Source organism: Flavobacteriales bacterium (assembly GCA_016779995.1).
In the GTDB taxonomy this organism is placed as follows: Bacteria; Bacteroidota; Bacteroidia; order Flavobacteriales; family UBA7312; genus UBA8444.
In genome coordinates this window covers 17,224-34,855 of sequence record JADHMO010000003.1, presented here as the reverse complement: position 1 = coordinate 34,855, position 17,632 = coordinate 17,224, and the positions used below count along the sequence as shown (strand labels likewise).

The 17,632-nt window shown below is 35.1% G+C and carries 17 protein-coding genes; 9 read left to right on the top strand and 8 right to left on the bottom strand.

From position 1 onward, the window contains the following. Positions 1-40: 40 nt before the first annotated feature. From ruvA to ISP71_03105, 3 genes are all read right to left on the bottom strand, one after another. Positions 41-622: a Holliday junction branch migration protein RuvA gene (ruvA, locus tag ISP71_03115; GenBank protein ID MBL6663073.1), complete on the bottom strand. Its 582-nt coding sequence runs from the start codon at positions 620-622 to the stop codon at positions 41-43. Continuing rightward, positions 619-2,889 (bottom strand): NADP-dependent malic enzyme, encoded by a 2,271-nt coding sequence (locus ISP71_03110; protein ID MBL6663072.1) that lies wholly within the window; start codon positions 2,887-2,889, stop codon positions 619-621. The genes ruvA and ISP71_03110 overlap by 4 nt, the downstream gene beginning before the upstream one ends. An 81-nt stretch (positions 2,890-2,970) precedes the next feature. After that, positions 2,971-3,681 carry a T9SS type A sorting domain-containing protein gene (locus ISP71_03105; protein MBL6663071.1) on the bottom strand — a complete coding sequence of 237 codons (711 nt, stop codon included), beginning with the start codon at positions 3,679-3,681 and terminating at the stop codon, positions 2,971-2,973. 218 nt (positions 3,682-3,899) lie between these two features. Between ISP71_03105 and ISP71_03100 the strand changes: the two genes are divergently transcribed. The 9 genes from ISP71_03100 (at position 3,900) to ISP71_03060 (ending at position 13,424) form a co-directional block, all read left to right on the top strand. Then, positions 3,900-4,994: an Omp28-related outer membrane protein gene (locus ISP71_03100; protein MBL6663070.1), complete on the top strand. Its 1,095-nt coding sequence runs from the start codon at positions 3,900-3,902 to the stop codon at positions 4,992-4,994. 14 nt (positions 4,995-5,008) lie between these two features. After that, entirely contained in the window at positions 5,009-6,523 is a 1,515-nt protein-coding gene (locus ISP71_03095) for a T9SS type A sorting domain-containing protein (GenBank protein MBL6663069.1), read from the top strand. Between the two features lie 188 nt (positions 6,524-6,711). Beyond that, on the top strand, positions 6,712-8,262 hold the full coding sequence (locus tag ISP71_03090) for a T9SS type A sorting domain-containing protein (protein ID MBL6663068.1): 1,551 nt from the start codon (positions 6,712-6,714) through the stop codon (positions 8,260-8,262). Positions 8,263-8,351: 89 nt separating this feature from the next. Further along, positions 8,352-8,843 carry a TlpA family protein disulfide reductase gene (locus tag ISP71_03085; GenBank protein MBL6663067.1) on the top strand — a complete coding sequence of 164 codons (492 nt, stop codon included), beginning with the start codon at positions 8,352-8,354 and terminating at the stop codon, positions 8,841-8,843. A gap of 3 nt (positions 8,844-8,846) precedes the next feature. Next, positions 8,847-10,505 (top strand): hypothetical protein, encoded by a 1,659-nt coding sequence (locus ISP71_03080; GenBank protein ID MBL6663066.1) that lies wholly within the window; start codon positions 8,847-8,849, stop codon positions 10,503-10,505. Between the two features lie 2 nt (positions 10,506-10,507). Next, positions 10,508-11,296: an Omp28 family outer membrane lipoprotein gene (locus ISP71_03075; protein MBL6663065.1), complete on the top strand. Its 789-nt coding sequence runs from the start codon at positions 10,508-10,510 to the stop codon at positions 11,294-11,296. A gap of 12 nt (positions 11,297-11,308) precedes the next feature. Further along, positions 11,309-12,271, top strand: a complete 963-nt coding sequence (locus ISP71_03070; protein ID MBL6663064.1) for a hypothetical protein — start codon at positions 11,309-11,311, stop codon at positions 12,269-12,271. Further along, complete coding sequence (locus ISP71_03065) at positions 12,268-12,861, top strand: hypothetical protein (protein MBL6663063.1); 594 nt, start codon at positions 12,268-12,270, stop codon at positions 12,859-12,861. Before ISP71_03070 ends, ISP71_03065 begins: the two co-directional genes overlap by 4 nt. Beyond that, complete coding sequence (locus ISP71_03060; protein ID MBL6663062.1) at positions 12,858-13,424, top strand: UbiX family flavin prenyltransferase; 567 nt, start codon at positions 12,858-12,860, stop codon at positions 13,422-13,424. The genes ISP71_03065 and ISP71_03060 overlap by 4 nt, the downstream gene beginning before the upstream one ends. A 218-nt stretch (positions 13,425-13,642) precedes the next feature. On the opposite strand, the gene queG is transcribed toward ISP71_03060, so the two are convergent. The 5 genes from queG to ISP71_03035 all read right to left on the bottom strand — a co-directional run bounded on the left by queG (position 13,643) and on the right by ISP71_03035 (position 17,566). After that, on the bottom strand, positions 13,643-14,566 hold the full coding sequence (gene queG / locus ISP71_03055) for a tRNA epoxyqueuosine(34) reductase QueG (protein ID MBL6663061.1): 924 nt from the start codon (positions 14,564-14,566) through the stop codon (positions 13,643-13,645). Further along, the gene (gene ruvB, locus ISP71_03050) at positions 14,550-15,575 is read right to left on the bottom strand and encodes a Holliday junction branch migration DNA helicase RuvB (GenBank protein ID MBL6663060.1); all 1,026 of its coding nucleotides are present in this window, start codon (positions 15,573-15,575) and stop codon (positions 14,550-14,552) included. Before ruvB ends, queG begins: the two co-directional genes overlap by 17 nt. Before the next feature lie 47 nt (positions 15,576-15,622). Continuing rightward, a complete protein-coding gene (locus ISP71_03045) occupies positions 15,623-16,408 on the bottom strand; it encodes an OmpA family protein (GenBank protein ID MBL6663059.1) in 786 nt (261 codons plus the stop codon). 82 nt (positions 16,409-16,490) lie between these two features. Further along, complete coding sequence (locus tag ISP71_03040) at positions 16,491-17,069, bottom strand: hypothetical protein (protein MBL6663058.1); 579 nt, start codon at positions 17,067-17,069, stop codon at positions 16,491-16,493. A gap of 2 nt (positions 17,070-17,071) precedes the next feature. Further along, a complete protein-coding gene (locus ISP71_03035) occupies positions 17,072-17,566 on the bottom strand; it encodes a hypothetical protein (protein MBL6663057.1) in 495 nt (164 codons plus the stop codon). Positions 17,567-17,632 lie beyond the last annotated feature (66 nt).

The following is a 17,632-nucleotide window of genomic DNA, read 5'->3' as shown; positions in this document are numbered from 1 at the left end:
TTTTGAAACACTATAATTCCATTAAATTAGAGAGTCATCTCTATATTTTTTTAAGTACTCGTTTAACCAATTCTTCGACCTCAACACTCCCATCTTCTTGCAGTTCTTTATCAATGTATTTTTCAATACTGTTTTTAGAAAACCCAAGCATGGTTAATGCCGATAACGCTTCTTCTCGAATAGTATTGTATGAAATTGAGGAAGAATTTGCGCTTATTCCAAGTTTAGCAATTTTTTCTTTCAAATCTAAAATGATACGTTGTGCTGTTTTTCCACCAATTCCCTTTACTGCCTGTAAAACTCTAACATTTTCTGTAAGTATCGATTGCTGTATCTCATGTGGAGTTAATGAAGACAATATCATCTGAGCTGTGTTAGGGCCTACTCCTGAAACAGAAATAAGTAATCGAAATAACTCACGCTCGTCTTTATCGAAAAAACCATAAAGGGTATGGGCATCTTCTTTAATAGACAAATGAGTAAAAAGCATACAATGTTCATCATTAGACAACTTGGAAAAGGTTTGCAATGATATTCTCAAGAAATAACCTATCCCATTACAATCAATAATGACAAATGAAGGGTTTTTCTCTACTAATTTTCCTTGTATGTGTGTAATCATATTCTTTTTGTTTGAGCATCAATAACGGCAATAGTTACCATATTTACAATTTCACGCACCGAGCAACCAAGTTGTAAAATATGCACAGGCTTTTTCATGCCAATCAAAATAGGCCCTATCGCTTCTACATCGTCAAATTCTTGCATTAACTTATAGGCTATATTTCCAGATTCTAAGTTGGGGAAAATAAGCGTATTAGCATTCTCTTTTAAATCAGAAAAAGGGAAAATTTGCTCTCTCTTTTCTTTGTTTAAAGCAAAATCCGCTTGTATTTCTCCGTCTACCGATAAAGTTGGCTCTGCCTCATTTATTATTTTTAAGGCTTCCGTTATTTTAGCAACCTTTGAGTTCATTGATGAACCAAAGTTGGAATATGACAACAATGCTATTCTGGGCACTACATTAAATCGGCGTACTGTCTTGGCTGTTAACATCGCAATATTAGCTAACTCTTCTGCCGTAGGGTTAATATTTATGGTGGTATCAGCTAAAAATAGAGTTCCTTTTTTAGTGTTAAGGATAAACATTCCTGCTACCTTATCAACTCCTTCTTCAGTTCCTATAATTTGTAAGGCTGGGCGTAATGTACTAGGATAATTTCTACTTATTCCTGAAATAAAAGCGTCAGCCATACCTTGATCGACCATCATTGAGCCAAAATAATTTCTCTCACGCATCAGCTTTTGCGCTTCTGGCAGTGTCATTCCTTTGCGTTTGCGTTTTTCAAAAAGAATCTGTCCAAATTGATTTCTCATTTCCCTTTGCTCATCACTCTTAGGGTCTAGTACCTGAACGTCATCTAAATCCAAAACATTATCCTCAATTAGCTGTCTAATTCTACCTTCCCTACCTAATAAAATTGGAATGGCAATACCTTCATCTTTAACTTCTTGAGCAGCTTTCAAAATTTTATAATGCTCGGCTTCTGCAAAGACAATACGCTTGGGGTTTCTTTTAGCCTTGGTAGTAATTCTTCTGACTAGTTTATTGTCTAAGCCCAATCGTTTATTCAATTCTTGGGCATATTCTTCAAAATTCGAAATATTCTTTTGAGCCACTCCAGACTCTATGGCTGCTTTTGCTACTGCTGGAGCTACAACAGATATTAATCGATTATCAAGAGGTTTTGGAATAATATATTCTGGGCCAAAAGTGATAACTTTTTCTCCGTAAGCTAAATTAACTGTATCGGGGACTACTTCTTTAGTCAATTCAGCGATACTACGAACTGCAGCCAATTTCATCTCTTCATTTATACTTGTTGCTCTAACATCCAGTGCCCCTCTAAATATGTATGGAAATCCTAAGACATTATTGACTTGATTAGGGTGGTCAGAACGCCCCGTAGCCATTATGATATCTTCTCTAACAGATACAGCATCATTGTAAGATATTTCAGGGTCAGGGTTTGCTAAAGCAAAGACAATTGGTGTTTTAGCCATGGACTTAATCATCTCTTTGGAAACAATGTTTCCAGATGACAAACCTAAAAAAACATCAGCTCCATTCATAGCCTCATCAAGTGTGCTTAAATTTCTATCAGATGCAAAGAATGCTTTTTCTTGGGTTAAATTATCTCTATCTTTTCTGATTACACCTTTGCTATCGAGCATAATAATATTAGACTTCTTAGCCCCAAGCGAAAGGTATAATTTAGCGCACGACATAGCAGCAGCACCAGCACCATTTATGACAACCTGAATAGAATCTATCTTTTTGTCGGCGAGTTCAAGGGCATTCAAAAGTGCAGCAGCAGAAATAATTGCAGTTCCGTGCTGATCGTCATGCATTATGGGAATGTCTAATTCTTCTTTAAGACGCTTTTCTATTTCAAAACATTCAGGAGCTTTAATGTCTTCTAAATTGATACCTCCAAAGGTTGGCGCAATAGACTTTACAACCTCAACAAATTTATCTACTTCTGAAGCATCAACTTCAATGTCGAAAACGTCTATATCAGCAAAAATCTTAAATAACAATCCTTTTCCTTCCATTACAGGCTTAGACGCCTCAGGGCCGATATCTCCTAATCCAAGAACGGCAGTCCCGTTAGTTATTACTGCTACTAAATTGCTTTTTGCTGTGTATTCGTAAACATCATCTTTGTTTTCACTGATTTTGATACAAGGTTCAGCAACTCCAGGAGAATAGGCCAAAGACAAATCACGCTGAGAGCTGTGTTTTTTAGTAGGAATAACCTCTATTTTTCCTGGCCGACCTAATTTATGATAATCAAGCGATTCTTGTTTTCTTCTTCTATTTGACATACGTTTTTTTAGAATAAGCTCGTAAAATTAAACAAAAAAAACCGGCACTAAGACCGGTTTTATAAATTTATAATAAATCAATTATTTGCTAACAACTAAACGCTTTATTGTTTTTAACTCTCCATTAACTGAGATGTTTGCAAAATATAAACCCGCTTTGGTATTACTAACATCAAATTTTAGAGTGCCACTTTGGCTGCTAATATTTTCTTTACGAATCACATTTCCAAGCATGTCAGTTACAACAATTTCAGCCACATCAGAATAATCTAGATTATAATCTAAAAAAGCTATCGAAGACGTAGGGTTTGGGTGAAATTCTGAAAAAGAAACAGTACTAAAATTGTCTTCAACAGAAGTAATACCTACAGTATAATTAACAATAGTACATGCCGAGTCAGAAGGGTTTGAAGTAACAAAGGCGCAATACTTTACCGAAGCAGAGGCTGGTGTATAACCTTTGTTGTCGTAATGTACCTGAAAACTATTCTGATCCACTTCTTGCGGAGAAAAGAGTTTAGATTGAGGAGAAACACTGGTTTGCGAACCGTAACACGATGTCCAACAAAAATAATTTTCTGTTCCCAATGTTTGATTGAGCGTTTGTCTAGAAACACTAATTTCTATTGATGAATTTGTTGTGTTCCTAACAGTTATTTCAGTTCCTATATCTCCAATTAGAGTCGTACAACAAGTAGGGTCAACCTCTGTTGTGTGAGCCTCAACACTAATACTCTGTGAAAAAGCTGATAAAGAGACCAAAACAGCCGATATTAATAGTAAATTTTTCATATTAAATCTGTGTGTTTAATTTATTCATTACAAATATAGTAAAAACATACTAAACTAGTTCGCTATTATACCTGCCAAAAAACACAATTGAAGACGTAAGAAAATGCTAAGACTCTAGTTTTACCTTTTCTAAAGAGGCAACTTTTCATTAATTTAGCAGTCCCTTAATAAGTGATATGTTGTGGTTTAATTGATTAATAACTCTAAACTTAAAAATTATGAAAAAAAAATTACTTCTCATTGCTACAATTGTTAGCTTTTCTTTGAACGCTCAGAACCTTGTAGATACTACTCAAGTAGAAAATAAAAATGTGTTACTCGAAGAATATACTGGTCGTCTTTGTCCATATTGCCCCGATGGACATAAAATAGCTAATGATATTAAAGTAGCAAATCCTAATGATATTGTACTAATAAGAGTTCATACAGGAGGATACGCCCCTACTAGTTATCCGAACTTAAACACAGATTTTGGCTCAGCTCTAGCAGGTCAATCTGGAATATCAGGCTACCCAACAGGAACTATAAATAGACACGTATTTAGTGGTAGCGCGATGTCTATGGGAAGAAATGCCTGGGCTTCTGTGTCAAGCGATGTTTTATTAGAACAAGCTGTTCTAAACATCGGCATGAATGCTGTAGTGGATACGGCAACACGTAAACTATATGTTGAAGTAGAAGTATTTTATAACGAAGATCAAGATGTTGATTTTAACAGACTCAATGTTGCTGTTTTACAAGACGATATCATTGGAAGTCAATCTGGAGCAAGTAGTTTCAACCCTGCTGATGGTTCTGACGCAGAATATAAGCATAAACATATTCTAAGGCACTTGCCAACAGGTCAATGGGGTGAAAAAATAGATTCCATTTCAGCTGGAACACTGGTTTATAAGCAAGTTTTTTATAATCTACCTGAGAACATTCAAGGTGTTGATTTAAAACTAGAGGATTTAGATATCGCTGTTTTTGTAACTGAAGATAGGCAAGAAGTATTGAATACTACTCATATGAAGCCGAAGATGGGTTCTGCAACTAGTATAACTGAAGCTACTAATTCAATAGAATCGATTGATATTTATCCTAACCCAGCAATTGATAAAGTAAACGTTGAATTTGAGATAAGAAAAGTTAGTAACATAAGCTTTAAACTATACAACCTTTTAGGTCAAAATGTAATGTCACAACAAAAAACTTTCTCAGCAGGTCATAGCAAACTACAAGTCGATATTTCTGACTTTGTTGGTGGAATTTATTTCTTAGAACTACAAAATGGAAATCAATCTTCAACACATAAAATAATTGTTAGATAAAACCCTTAAATGAAATGAAAAATCTACTACTCTTACCCTTATGTTTTGTGTTTTTTACACAAGCAAATGCTCAAATGGCTGATGGCAGTACTGCCCCAGACTTTACAGCAGACGACATCAATGGCAACAGCCATTCTCTTTTTGCCGACTATTTAGACAAAGGCATTCCAGTTCTCATCGATATCTCAGCAACTTGGTGCGGTCCGTGTTGGTCTTACCATGAATCACACGCTTTAAAAAATCTTTATAATATGTATGGACCAGATGCTAGTAATGAACTTATGGTAATACTTATAGAAGGAGCGTCCAACACATCCTTAGCTGACTTACAAGGAACTGGCTCTAACACTACAGGCGATTGGATTACGGGAACGCCATACCCAATAATTGACAACGCCTCTCTTTCAACTACATTTCAAATCCAATATTACCCTACAATCTATGGTATTTGTCCCGATAAAAAAATCTATCAATTTGGACAAAAAACTCCAGCTCAATTAAAGGCCCTTTTTGAAGAAAAGTGCGGAAATAGTATTCAGGGCACATCTAATAACGCCGCTTTACATGACAATATTCAGAAAGTTTGTCTTTCTGGAGAAGATGTAACGCCTTCAGTAGAAATCATTAACTTTGGAACTAACAATTTGACAAGTGCAAAAGTTAAGCTATATGAAAATGATAACGCCATAGACTCAACGGATTGGAGCGGTAACTTAACATCACTAGCTAAAGGAAGTGTTGAGTTTAATACCATAAGTAACATTACTGGTAATAGCTCCTATACTGCACGATTAGTGACCGTCAATAATAATACAGATACTTTTAGTGATGGTAATGAGTCAAGCTTGGAAATTGAACTTGCTCCATCTGAAACAGAAAACACCATTAAAATTACAATTGTAACAGACAATTACCCTGGAGAAACTTCTTGGAACCTAAAAGATAGTGATGGGAATACTTTAAAAAGCTTTGGCCCTTACCAAGCAGGACCAGGCTCCAATGGATCTGGAGGCGAAGACGCTAATAAATCATTCGAGTATTATGTGGCACTTCCAGAGGGTACAAAATGTTATGAACTAAATATTTTAGATAGTTATGGCGATGGTTTGTCAGATGCAACAGTTCAATCTGGATATGCTGTAACAGGTCATAATCTTGTTAGTACTGACATAATTAGTGAACTGACTAAACCAAATTTTGGCACTGATGTTAAAACAATTTTTGCAATAACCTCAGATGGTAATGGGCTAAATATGAAAGAAAATTCTTCCATTGAGTTTGGAGTTTTTCCAAACCCAGTGTATAATCAATCTGAACTCACTATTAGCTCAAATGAATTTGTTGAAAACGCACAAATTTCGATCTATAATGTATTAGGATCAAAAATTCTTGAATTAAATGATGTAGATCTAATTAAAGGCTCTAATACAGTCAACATAAATTGTGCTGAACTTGTAAGAGGTATTTATACTGTAAGCATTGAATCTAAATCGTTCGTTCAGTCTCAAAATATCTTAAAAATAGAATAATATCAGATTAAAAAATCAATTTTTAAAAATAGCCTTCGGGCTATTTTTTTTGTCAATAACTCTAGTTTTAACATAAATTTGTAATCAACCTTAAAGCAAAACTGCAGTTTAGAATAAAAATAATAAGGGAATTACATAATTAAATTTAAATTTGCTTAAATTTGTGAACCTAACAAAACAATACATTTATGACTAACTTTATCAAAAACCTATTTATAGTTTTATTCTTATCGACTTCATTCCTTGCATCGGCTCAACTTCCTGATGGCTCGATTGCTCCTGACTTTACAACTACAGACGTCAATGGAAATGAACACAGACTATATGACTACTTAGACAACGGATACACAGTAATTCTAGACATTAGTGCAACTTGGTGTGGTCCTTGCTGGAACTACCACTCAGGCGGTACATTCGAAGAAATTTGGGAAGCTCACGGACCTGTTGGAGAACCAGGCGTTAGTGCAAACACAACGGATGACATAATGATTTTATGGTTTGAAGGAGATCCCACTACTGCACTTAGTGAATTGGAAAATAGCAACCTTGGAAACTGGTTAGCACCAGATGGAAATGAAGTAAATTTCCCAATTAGTAATGATGACAACATTGCCGACTTGTACCAACTACCTTACTGGCCAATTATTTACACTATTTGTCCTAATAGAACCCTTACTGTGTCTGGTCAATTATCAGCATCAGCACACTATAACGGCATTGCAAACTGTCCTACAGAAACTGAAGGAACAAACGCTGCCTTGTTAAATATTGATACTGATATTCTTCCTAACGGATGTGAATCAAGTGCATCAGGAAATTTCTCAGTTGTTGTTCAAAATATGGGAACAAATACCCTAACTTCATTTAGTGTTGAAGTAAGTGCTAACGGACAGACTATTGCATCAGACGATTTTGACGGAAACCTTGATACTTACGAAACAACGACTATCAATTTTGGAAATATTACTGTTGAGACAGAAACAATTGAAGTAAATATTACTTCTACTGATGATAATGACAATGACAACTCTATGTCTCATACTGTTAATTTTTCAACTGGTCAGTCTTCTCAGATGGTTAAAGTCAACCTACTTACAGACAACTATGGTAACGAAACTTATATGCAAATCACTGACGAAAACAATAACATTATCTGGTTTGAAGGAAATGAGGCTACTGCTGGAATATCTGGAACTGGTCAATTAGCACCTGCAGATGCAACTAATCCATTAGGAAACAATCAACTTTATTCGTGGGATGTTACACTTCCAACAATAGGCTGTTTTAAATTTGAAATTACTGATTATTATGGTGATGGCTTAGCAGCTTCAACTAACACTAACGGTGGTATTGATGGAGATTGGTCTATTGAAGACAACAACGGTATCATCATTAGTCAACAAACCGTTCAGAATTTTGAAAATGAAGACGATACTTATTTTGAAAATACTGAAGCTGGAACATCTTCAATTGATGAAAATGACAACTTTGGTTTTGTTATCTATCCAAACCCTATGAACTCTAAGGCGACAATAAATGTTAACCTTTCTGAAAGTTCAGATTTGAGGCTAGATGTTGTTAATATACTTGGAGAAATCAACCTTACTAGAACATTTAGTTTAAATGCAGGAAATAATTCTTTGGATTTAGACGTTAGTAGTTTAACGAGTGGTATTTATTTTGCTCACCTTACTTCAAATGGTGAAACAAGTACAATAAAAATCACAGTTACTAGATAAAGGATAATTTGCTCAAAACAAAAAAGGTCAGTAGATTAGCCTAACTAATTTACTGGCCTTTTTTTAATGCTTAAAAACTAAAAAATACTATGAAAAAATTATTGATTTTTACCGCTTTTTTATCTTTCAGTTTACTCTCTTTTTCTCAAAATAGAACTTTGCCAAAAGTAGACTTGAAAACACTTGACAATAATACTTTTAACACTTCTGATTTCGATAATGATGGCAAACCTATTGTTATTAGCTTTTGGGCAACTTGGTGCAAACCTTGTATTAAAGAGTTAAACAATATTGCCGAAGTTTATGAAGATTGGCAAGACGAAACAGGTGTTAAAGTCATTGCTATTTCTATTGATGATGCTAGAAATATGAGCAAAGTAAAACCTAAAGTAAATGCCTTGTTATGGGATTACGAAGTGTATTGCGACCCTAATGGCGAACTCAAAAGAGCTATGGGTGTTGGCTCAGTGCCACACACTTTTTTACTTAATGAAAATAAAGAAATCGTTTATCAACATACTGGTTATAAAGATGGTGACGAATTTGATTTATTCAAAAAAATAGAAGCCTTATCAAAATAAATTATGAAAAGACTCACTATTATTATTACCTGTAGTTTTTTTTCGTTTATAACTTGGGCACAAGATAATTCTAACGGTACTATTCAGGGTGATTTTAATCTAAGCACCCAGAGTTATTACGAAGACCCTGCCATAAACGCTGAAAAGGTTGATGAGTTTATACTCATGAATGCTTATTCTAATATTCGATATAACAAAGGCAACTTTACAGCCGGTGTACGTTTCGAAAGTTATTTAAACGTTTTGCAAGGTTTTGAATCAAACTTTAATGGCAATGGCATACCCTATCGATTTGCTCAGTATAATGTTAATGGCTTAGATATAACAGTAGGTAACTTTTACGAACAATTTGGAAATGGTCTTATCTTTAGAAGCTACGAAGAAAAAACACTAGGCATCGACAATGTTATGGATGGTGTTCGTTTAAAGTATAGTCCACTAAAAGGATTATCACTTAAAGGGTTTGTTGCTACTCAACGTTTATTTTGGGAACAAGGCCCGGGTATTATAAGAGGGTTCGATGCTGACTTAAACCTGAATGAAGCTATATCTTCTTTAGAAAGCAGCAAGACAAATGCTATAATCGGAGGTAGTTTTGTGAGTCGTTTTCAAGATGATAACAATCCTGTATTTAATTTGCCTGAAAACGTAGCTGCTTATGCTATTCGTTCTACCGTTAACAGAGGTAAAATTTCTTTTAATACAGAATACGCCTATAAATATAATGATCCGGCAGGTGGTATAACCTATAATAATTTTGCTCCAGGAAGTGCCTTAATGACTAACCTTTCTTATTCTCAAAGAGGCTTGGGTATAATGTTAGAAGCACATAGAGTTGACAATATGGATTACCGTTCTAAAAGAGGTGGTACAGGAAAAGAACTCACTTTAAATTACATTCCAGCCATAAGTAAACAACACGCTTACACCTTGGCTGCATTCTACCCTTTTGCTACTCAGCCTTTAGGAGAATTAGGGTTTCAAGGGGAAATCAACTATACTTTTAAAAAGAAAAGTAAATTAGGTGGTAAATATGGCACACAAGTTGCTGTCAATTATTCAAGAATTAATGGACTCAATGGCGGCCCTTCAGAGTTAACCATAAACAGAGACCATACCCCCATGTTTTTTAGTGTTATTAATGAAGAACTCTATTTTAGAGATTTAAACTTCGACCTAAAAAAGAAAGTTAGTAAAAAGGTCAAGGTTATGCTGAACTACTTAGATGTTATTTACAATAAAGATGTCATAGAAGGGAAAATTATTGGCAAAAACGTACATGCTAGAATTGGAATAGCAGAGGTTAATTACAAAATAAAACCTAAACACACTTTAAGAAGTGAATTTCAATACCTTTCAGTTGATAAGAGTGAAGAATACTACAAAGATCAAGGCGATTGGGTAATGGGGTTGGTAGAATATACCTTTTCTCCACATTGGTTTTTTGCTTTTGTAGATCAATATAATGGCGGCTATACTAGCGAAGGCAAAACCTATGAGGCTGTACATTACCTCAATATCAGTTGTGGCTACAGCAAAGGAACAAACCGTTTTGAATTAGGATATGGTAAGGTCCGAGAGGGTATTTTTTGTGTAGGTGGTGTCTGCCGTAATGTACCATCATCTAATGGATTTACTCTTAATATAACTTCAAGCTTTTAATTATGAAAAAGACCTATTATTTATTTCTTAGTTTATTTATACTTAGTTTAACTTTTTCATGTGATGTCATCGAAAAAGATAATTTTACAGATCCTAACGCTGGTTTTCCTTGGCTAGGTAAAAAGGTGCTAATTGAAGATTTCACAGGCTACAAGTGTACTAATTGTCCAGACGCATCTTCTGAACTACACAAGATTGAAGAACTTTATCCTGACAAAGTAATCGGCATAGCCATTCATTCTGGTACTTTTGCAAAGCCAGGTGGTGTTTTTGTAACAGACTTTAGAACAGATGAAGGTAATGAAATTACAGATTTTTTCGGCCCCGAAGGCTTTCCAATAGGTATGGTCAATAGACAAGGATATCCTGATAATGTTCTGTTAAATTATACCGATTGGGCTAGTCAAGCTGGAGAACAATTACTACAAGCACCAACTATTGAACTCTCAATTTCTGAAGAAAATAATTCCGTTAGTGTTCAAGCAAGACGACTTACAGAGGCTAATAATAGTCTGAAATTAGTGGTATGTATTACTGAAGATGGTATTATTGACAAACAAATATATGGCTCAGACTTAATTGAAGAGTATGAACATAATCATGTACTTAGAAAAGTAATCAATGGAGCTTGGGGGAGTAATATACAATTGAGTAGTACTTCAAGCACATATAGCTATGACTATACTTTAGAAAATTCATGGGTAAGAAGTAACTGCAATATAGTGGCTTTCGTATACGACAATAGCAATAAAGAAGTTTTGCAAGTCGAAAAAATACACCTTACGGATTAATTACTATTTACAATGACAAAAATCTTAACCTTTTTATTCCTAGTTTGTTCTTCGCTTTTTGTTTCAGCTCAGAACATTACTGTTAGTAACACTTCAGATGCTACTAATTTTTTGGGAGCCTATTTCTCTCCCTTTGCTGAATCTATTGGAGCTGGCCTAAACAAAGGTTGGTATAATACAGCAAAGCCTCATAAATTGGCTGGTTTTGATGTTAGTCTAAGTCTAAACTTAATTACTATATCAGATGAAGTAGCTTCATTTGATGTCAATAGTATAGAAAACTTTAGCAGTACTTCTTCATCAACTCCAAGTATCATGGGGAGTGGAGAAGGTGCAATTATAAATTATCAAAACGGAAATGTAAACGGTCAATTTGTAATGCCTGACCAAAATATTGAAATAAAAGCTGTACCAATTCCAACTTTAAATGTAGGACTAGGCTTAATAAAAGGAACTGAAATCAATGTAAGATATATTCCGACTTATGAGTACGATATTGGCTTTGTAGGTAAAGGGTCTGTAGAACTTTACGGTGCTGGAATAAAACACGATGTTTTGCAATGGTTGCCTTTAAATAAATTTTTACCCTTCGACTTATCGGTTCAAGGTGCTTTTAGTCAATTCAACACCTCCTTTGAAATAGAAAGTCAAAGCGTTAGACAAGGAGTAGATTTAGACATACGAGCAAGTACAGTCAATCTTATCTTTTCAAAAAAGTTTGCCATGATAACTGCTTACGCTAGTTTAGGTCAAAATTTTGTAAGCTCTACACTTAATGCCAATACTAACTTTAGTCTAGGCAGCACAAGTACTTTAAATTTTGATTTCCCCTTAGAAATTAATATGTCAAACACTTCTGAAATGCAAGCTTCAGCAGGAGTTCGACTTCAATTTGCTATCTTTACACTTTATGCCAATCAGACCTTTTCTAGCTATCCAAGTACATCGGCAGGAATTGGCATCAGTTTTAGATGACACGATTAATTTTCATATGTATTTTTTCCCTTGCCATAAGTAGTTATTGCTATGGTCAAAATTTCAAAGCAGGACTTATTGCTGGTGTTAGCACTTCGCAAGTATCTGGCGACCAATTAGGTGGTTTTAACAAATTAGGCATCAAGTTTGGTGCATCGGTCAATCATTTTATAAATTCTGCTAGTCGTGGTCAGCTAGCATTGTACTATATCGACAAAGGGAGTAATGATGTCAATAGCGATTTTAGGATTGATTTATCCTATATTGAAACGTCATGGTGCGTTCAGAAAACATCTAAAGGATTTATTTATGAAGGAGGACTATTATTTGGTGTTTTGGTAGATGGCAAAACATACGATATCTATGGCTATGAAGACGTTCAAAAAAATGATTTCCATAAATTTGATATCGGCGCAAAATTAGCTGCAGGAGTTAAACTCAAACCTCAACTGACTATGTTTTGGGAATTGAGCAATAGTATTCCCTTTTTTCCCATACAAGACCACCCTGGTGGAGCTACCTACGGGCTAAACAAAGGCAAATATAATTCCATATTAAGTTTTTCTTTCCGATATTTGTTCTCTGAATGAGTAAGAAACAAAAAATAGTGGTTTCGGTAAGTGGTGCTAGTGGTGCTATCTATGCCAAAGTGTTATTCGACAGACTACAACAACTGCATAATCAAGTTGAAGAAGTAGGTATTTTGATGTCTGATAATGCAAAATACGTTTGGAAAACAGAATTGGGTAATACCGATTATAAAGATTTACCTTTTAAATTTTATAAGCCACAAGACTTTACCGCACCCTTTGCATCTGGTTCGGCTCGCTTTGAAACAATGATTATTTGCCCTTGTTCTATGGGTACATTAGGACGTATTGCTCAAGGCATTTCTAATGACTTAACTACTCGAGCTGCCGATGTTATCCTTAAAGAAAGAAGAAAACTAATACTAGTGGCAAGGGACACTCCCTTAAATCTTATTCATATCAATAATATGAAGACCGTTACCGAAGCAGGTGGTATCATTTGCCCAGCTACCCCTTCATTTTATAGCAATCCTTCTACTTTTGAAGAATTGGCGTCTACGGTTGTTGATAGAGTTATTGCCTTAGCTGGACTAGAGCAAGATTCTTACCAATGGGGACAATAATACCTTTTGTTTTGTAGTTATAGTGGTAAATTACAAAACTATGCTTCGTTTTTGCAAAACCATTTTACAAAAAGTTTCTTTCGACAAAAACTTATTTAAAAAAGAACTTAAAAAATCCACTCGTTTAGTCAATAAAAAAGAACAAATGGTATTAAAAATATGGTGTTTAACTACTTTTGCTAACTACAAAGACATTATTCTCGATGTGTTCGAAAACACTATTTAAGAAAATCTATATTTCTTTTTAAACCTGCAAACTTAGTCCGCTTTACAGCCGATTTCTTAAACACTTTTTTAAAGGTATCTTCCGTCAGTTCTTGCCAATCGCTTTTGTTCATATCTAATAAATCTGGGTGAGGTTTAAACCGTTCTTCGTTATGTGAGCTAGAAAACCTATTCCAAGGGCATACATCTTGGCAAACATCACAACCAAACATCCAGTCGTCCATTTTATCCTTCATCTCATTTGGAATAGAATCTTTTAATTCGATAGTAAAGTATGAAATACATTTACTTCCATCGACTTCATAGGGTGCTACGATAGCTTGTGTTGGACAAGCATCAATACAGGCGGTACATGTCCCACAATGGTCAAGAACTGGCAAATCTGCTTCCACTTCTAAATCAATAATCAACTCGGCAATGAAGAAAAAAGAGCCTTGTTTCTTATTAATTAGATTCGTGTTTTTACCCATCCAACCTAAGCCACTACGAACTGCCCAAGCTTTATCCATCACAGGAGCACTATCTACAAAAACTCTACCATTAACTTCCCCAATTTCTTCTTGAATAAATTGTAGCAATTGCTTTAACTTGTCTTTTATAACAAAATGATAATCCTCACCATAAGCGTATTTGGATAGTTTTGGAGCATCGCTATTTTGTTGCTCATCGGTATAGTAATTGAGCAAAAGAGAAACCACCGTCTTAGCACCATCGACTAACAATCGAGGGTCTAAACGCTTATCGAAATGATTGGCCATATAGGCCATTTCACCGTGTTTTTTCTCATTTAACCAACGTTCTAAACGAGGTGCTTCATCTTCCAAAAAATCAGCTTTAGAAAAACCACAATGAGAAAACCCTAATCGTTGGGCTTCCTTTCTAATTAATGATTTGTAAGATTTATTCGAAAAGTCCACCGATTTGTGAAGATGGGTTTAGCCCCAAATGCTTGTAGGCTTTTTCTGTTGCTTGTCTTCCTCTTGGAGTACGCATCAAATAGCCTTCTTGTATTAGAAAAGGCTCGTACACTTCTTCTATGGTGCCACTTTGTTCACCTACTGCTGTTGCTATGGTGGTTAGTCCGACAGGCCCTCCTTTAAATTTCTCAATTATAGCCGATAAAATACGGTTGTCCATATCGTCTAATCCGTGAGCATCTACATTGAGTGCAGATAAAGCCAAGTGTGTAATGTCTAAAGTAATACTTCCATCGCCTTTGACTTGGGCAAAGTCCCTCACTCTACGCAATAGCGCATTAGCAATACGTGGTGTCCCTCGACTTCGACCTGCTATTTCTTCGGATGCTGATTTAGAAATAGAAATATCTAAAATACTTGAAGAACGGTTAACGATGTTAGAAAGTGTTTCAACATCATAATACTCCAATCGTGAGTTGATGCCAAAACGTGCTCTTAAGGGGGCTGTAAGCAAACCTGAACGAGTAGTAGCCCCTATTAAAGTGAAAGGGTTCAGTTCTATCTGAACAGCTCTAGCGTTGGGCCCCGACTCTATCATGATGTCGATTTTAAAGTCTTCCATAGCTGAATACAAATATTCTTCAACTATGGGACTCAAACGATGAATTTCATCAATGAATAAGATATCGCCACTTTCGAGATTAGTCAATAAACCAGCTAGGTCACCAGGTTTATCGAGAACAGGGCCTGAGCTAATTTTTATACCTACGCCCATCTCATTGGCTATAATATTAGACAATGTCGTTTTGCCTAAACCCGGAGGGCCGTGTAACAAAACGTGGTCAAGTGCCTCCCCTCGCATCTTGGCAGCACTAACAAAAACCTTTAGGTTTTCAACCACTTTTGGCTGTCCACTGAAATCATCAAATTGTTTAGGGCGTAATGCCTTGTCCAATTCTAAATCTATATTGGATAGTGAATCTCGTTCTGGGTTTAAATTCTCATTCATCTAGAACAAAGATAAACTAAAATCAAAGTAAACGAAACAAGGCTGGATTAGATATTTATAATTTCTATTTCTACTCGCCTATCGTATTTGGCTCCCTTGTGCAAAGGGAATTGGTTTTCTAGACCAATATAAGATAGTCGATTAGGATTGACACCTTTGAATATGAGGTAGTCGTAAATACGCTTGGCACGGCGAGCAGAAAGTGTTTCATTCTGCTTTTCTTCTGACCAGCTAAAGTCTGCGTCATAGATATGTCCTTGTATCTGAATCACCAATTGGGGGTGTTTTACTAGCTCTTGATATAAGGTTTTGAGCGTTGGCATGGACTCTTCTAACAATAGGTCTTTTCCGCCTTCAAACAATATTCCATTCAATATAAACTTATCGCCTTTACTTATATTTCTGTGGGGATTGGTGTTAATACTAAACACAATATCTATTCTTCTGCTTTTTTCCATCAAGACATCCTTTTCATTGGGTGGACTTGAATCTTCTGAAGAATGGACACAAAAATGGATACTTTTCAAGGGTTGATTTTTGAAAAAAGATTTTAACTCTTTGGTGATAAACTTAGAGCGTTTCTTGGTTAGGTTTAAGAAGAAGTTCTGGTATTCGCCATCGTTGCAATAGCCCAGAACTTCTATGCGAACCACCACATTGGTGTGGCATACGCTATCTAAATATTTACGAAAGGTTAAGCAATCGTGTGCATTTAAGGTGCTTTTATGCTCGTCAAAAATGATACTGTGACTAAAAGCATTTAAAGCATCGGCTGAGATGCTAAAAATGCCAAAAACAAGTATTAAAAAGATGAGTCTTGTTAAGGTTTTCATAAGCGCAGCCTTAAATTATACGATACTTTGTTGTACGCATATACTAAGGCTTTGGTTACACTGAATTTGAAAAAAGTGTTTGTTAAAACTTAAAATCCAACTGTATGCTAGGGTGAAATTCGAATAAAGAAACACTACTTAGCTCATAAAAAAAAGGTAAAATATTGATAGCGGTGCGCTTATCTTTAGAATTCACACGAAAACCAGCAGCTAGAGAAATCCCATAATAGTAGTCGTTGAAGTATATTGGTTCATTTAATGAAACGTATGTGCCATAGTCGTCATAATAGTGATAGTCGCTATTACCGCGCGAATTATTGACTAAGCCACCACAAGCAAATAACAAAGAAGTGGATTTGTATTTGAGGACATCAACATTAAAATTCAAAGCATAAGATATAGACCTAAACTGATTGCCACTCTCACCAGTTAGGAATTTCATATTATAATGACCAATACTTAAGTTAGGGTTTATTCTCAATCGGTCTTTCCAAATTTCTCTTTGATAACCTAAAGAGTAAACATAACCAATACCATAATTAAAATCGTTATCAGAAAATCCTAAACCCAAACCAACTTTAATACTGCTTTTGCTGTTTTCTTGGGCTGACAGACTACAAGTTGCCGCTACAAAAAGAAATAAGAGAATGTGTGTTTTCATGATTAAAAATTTGAATTTAGGTAATTTTCTATTTTGCTAGATTTAAAACTTTTAAGAGACTCATTCCAACTACTAATATGTTGGTTATCATCTTTTTTCTTAACTAAGTCTTGAAGCAACTGAAGATATTTTGTGTAAATTTCATTAATGAATGACCCAAGATTTATAATTTGAACTTCAAAAAATGGTGGTCTCAATGGTGAATATTCTTCTATAACTTTAAAATAGTAACGATTATCTTTGATATAAAACCATAATGAAGGTTCAAGACTTTCTGCATTATACATTAAAAGTGTGTGCTTTGAGCCTTTAACAATACGCTCTAACCATTTTCTCAATTCATCAGACCAATATTCAACTTCGTAACCAGCAAAATAGGTTTCGAAAGTTTCAAAGTTTGAATTATTGGTTAATATAAAACAGATATCATGAAATTTATCAATATAAAATTCAATCTTAAAATTGGTTTCTTCAGAAACATTGAGTTGTTTTTTCATGATAATGGGGACTTTAAGAATAAGCAAAGTTAATAAAAAAGCCCCATCTGTCGATGAGGCTTTTAT

What these genes read in the sequence shown, in the direction of transcription:
- ruvA (MBL6663073.1), bottom strand. Translation starts at nt 622, where the DNA reads ATGATTACACACATACAAGGAAAATTAGTAGAGAAAAACCCTTCATTT.
- ISP71_03045 (MBL6663059.1), bottom strand. Translation starts at nt 16,408, where the DNA reads ATGAAAACCTTAACAAGACTCATCTTTTTAATACTTGTTTTTGGCATT.
- ISP71_03105 (MBL6663071.1), bottom strand. Translation starts at nt 3,681, where the DNA reads ATGAAAAATTTACTATTAATATCGGCTGTTTTGGTCTCTTTATCAGCT.
- ISP71_03090 (MBL6663068.1), top strand. Translation starts at nt 6,712, where the DNA reads ATGACTAACTTTATCAAAAACCTATTTATAGTTTTATTCTTATCGACT.
- ruvB (MBL6663060.1), bottom strand. Translation starts at nt 15,575, where the DNA reads ATGAATGAGAATTTAAACCCAGAACGAGATTCACTATCCAATATAGAT.
- ISP71_03100 (MBL6663070.1), top strand. Translation starts at nt 3,900, where the DNA reads ATGAAAAAAAAATTACTTCTCATTGCTACAATTGTTAGCTTTTCTTTG.
- ISP71_03075 (MBL6663065.1), top strand. Translation starts at nt 10,508, where the DNA reads ATGAAAAAGACCTATTATTTATTTCTTAGTTTATTTATACTTAGTTTA.
- ISP71_03060 (MBL6663062.1), top strand. Translation starts at nt 12,858, where the DNA reads ATGAGTAAGAAACAAAAAATAGTGGTTTCGGTAAGTGGTGCTAGTGGT.
- ISP71_03085 (MBL6663067.1), top strand. Translation starts at nt 8,352, where the DNA reads ATGAAAAAATTATTGATTTTTACCGCTTTTTTATCTTTCAGTTTACTC.
- ISP71_03070 (MBL6663064.1), top strand. Translation starts at nt 11,309, where the DNA reads ATGACAAAAATCTTAACCTTTTTATTCCTAGTTTGTTCTTCGCTTTTT.
- ISP71_03065 (MBL6663063.1), top strand. Translation starts at nt 12,268, where the DNA reads ATGACACGATTAATTTTCATATGTATTTTTTCCCTTGCCATAAGTAGT.
- ISP71_03110 (MBL6663072.1), bottom strand. Translation starts at nt 2,889, where the DNA reads ATGTCAAATAGAAGAAGAAAACAAGAATCGCTTGATTATCATAAATTA.
- ISP71_03095 (MBL6663069.1), top strand. Translation starts at nt 5,009, where the DNA reads ATGAAAAATCTACTACTCTTACCCTTATGTTTTGTGTTTTTTACACAA.
- ISP71_03080 (MBL6663066.1), top strand. Translation starts at nt 8,847, where the DNA reads ATGAAAAGACTCACTATTATTATTACCTGTAGTTTTTTTTCGTTTATA.
- ISP71_03040 (MBL6663058.1), bottom strand. Translation starts at nt 17,069, where the DNA reads ATGAAAACACACATTCTCTTATTTCTTTTTGTAGCGGCAACTTGTAGT.
- ISP71_03035 (MBL6663057.1), bottom strand. Translation starts at nt 17,566, where the DNA reads ATGAAAAAACAACTCAATGTTTCTGAAGAAACCAATTTTAAGATTGAA.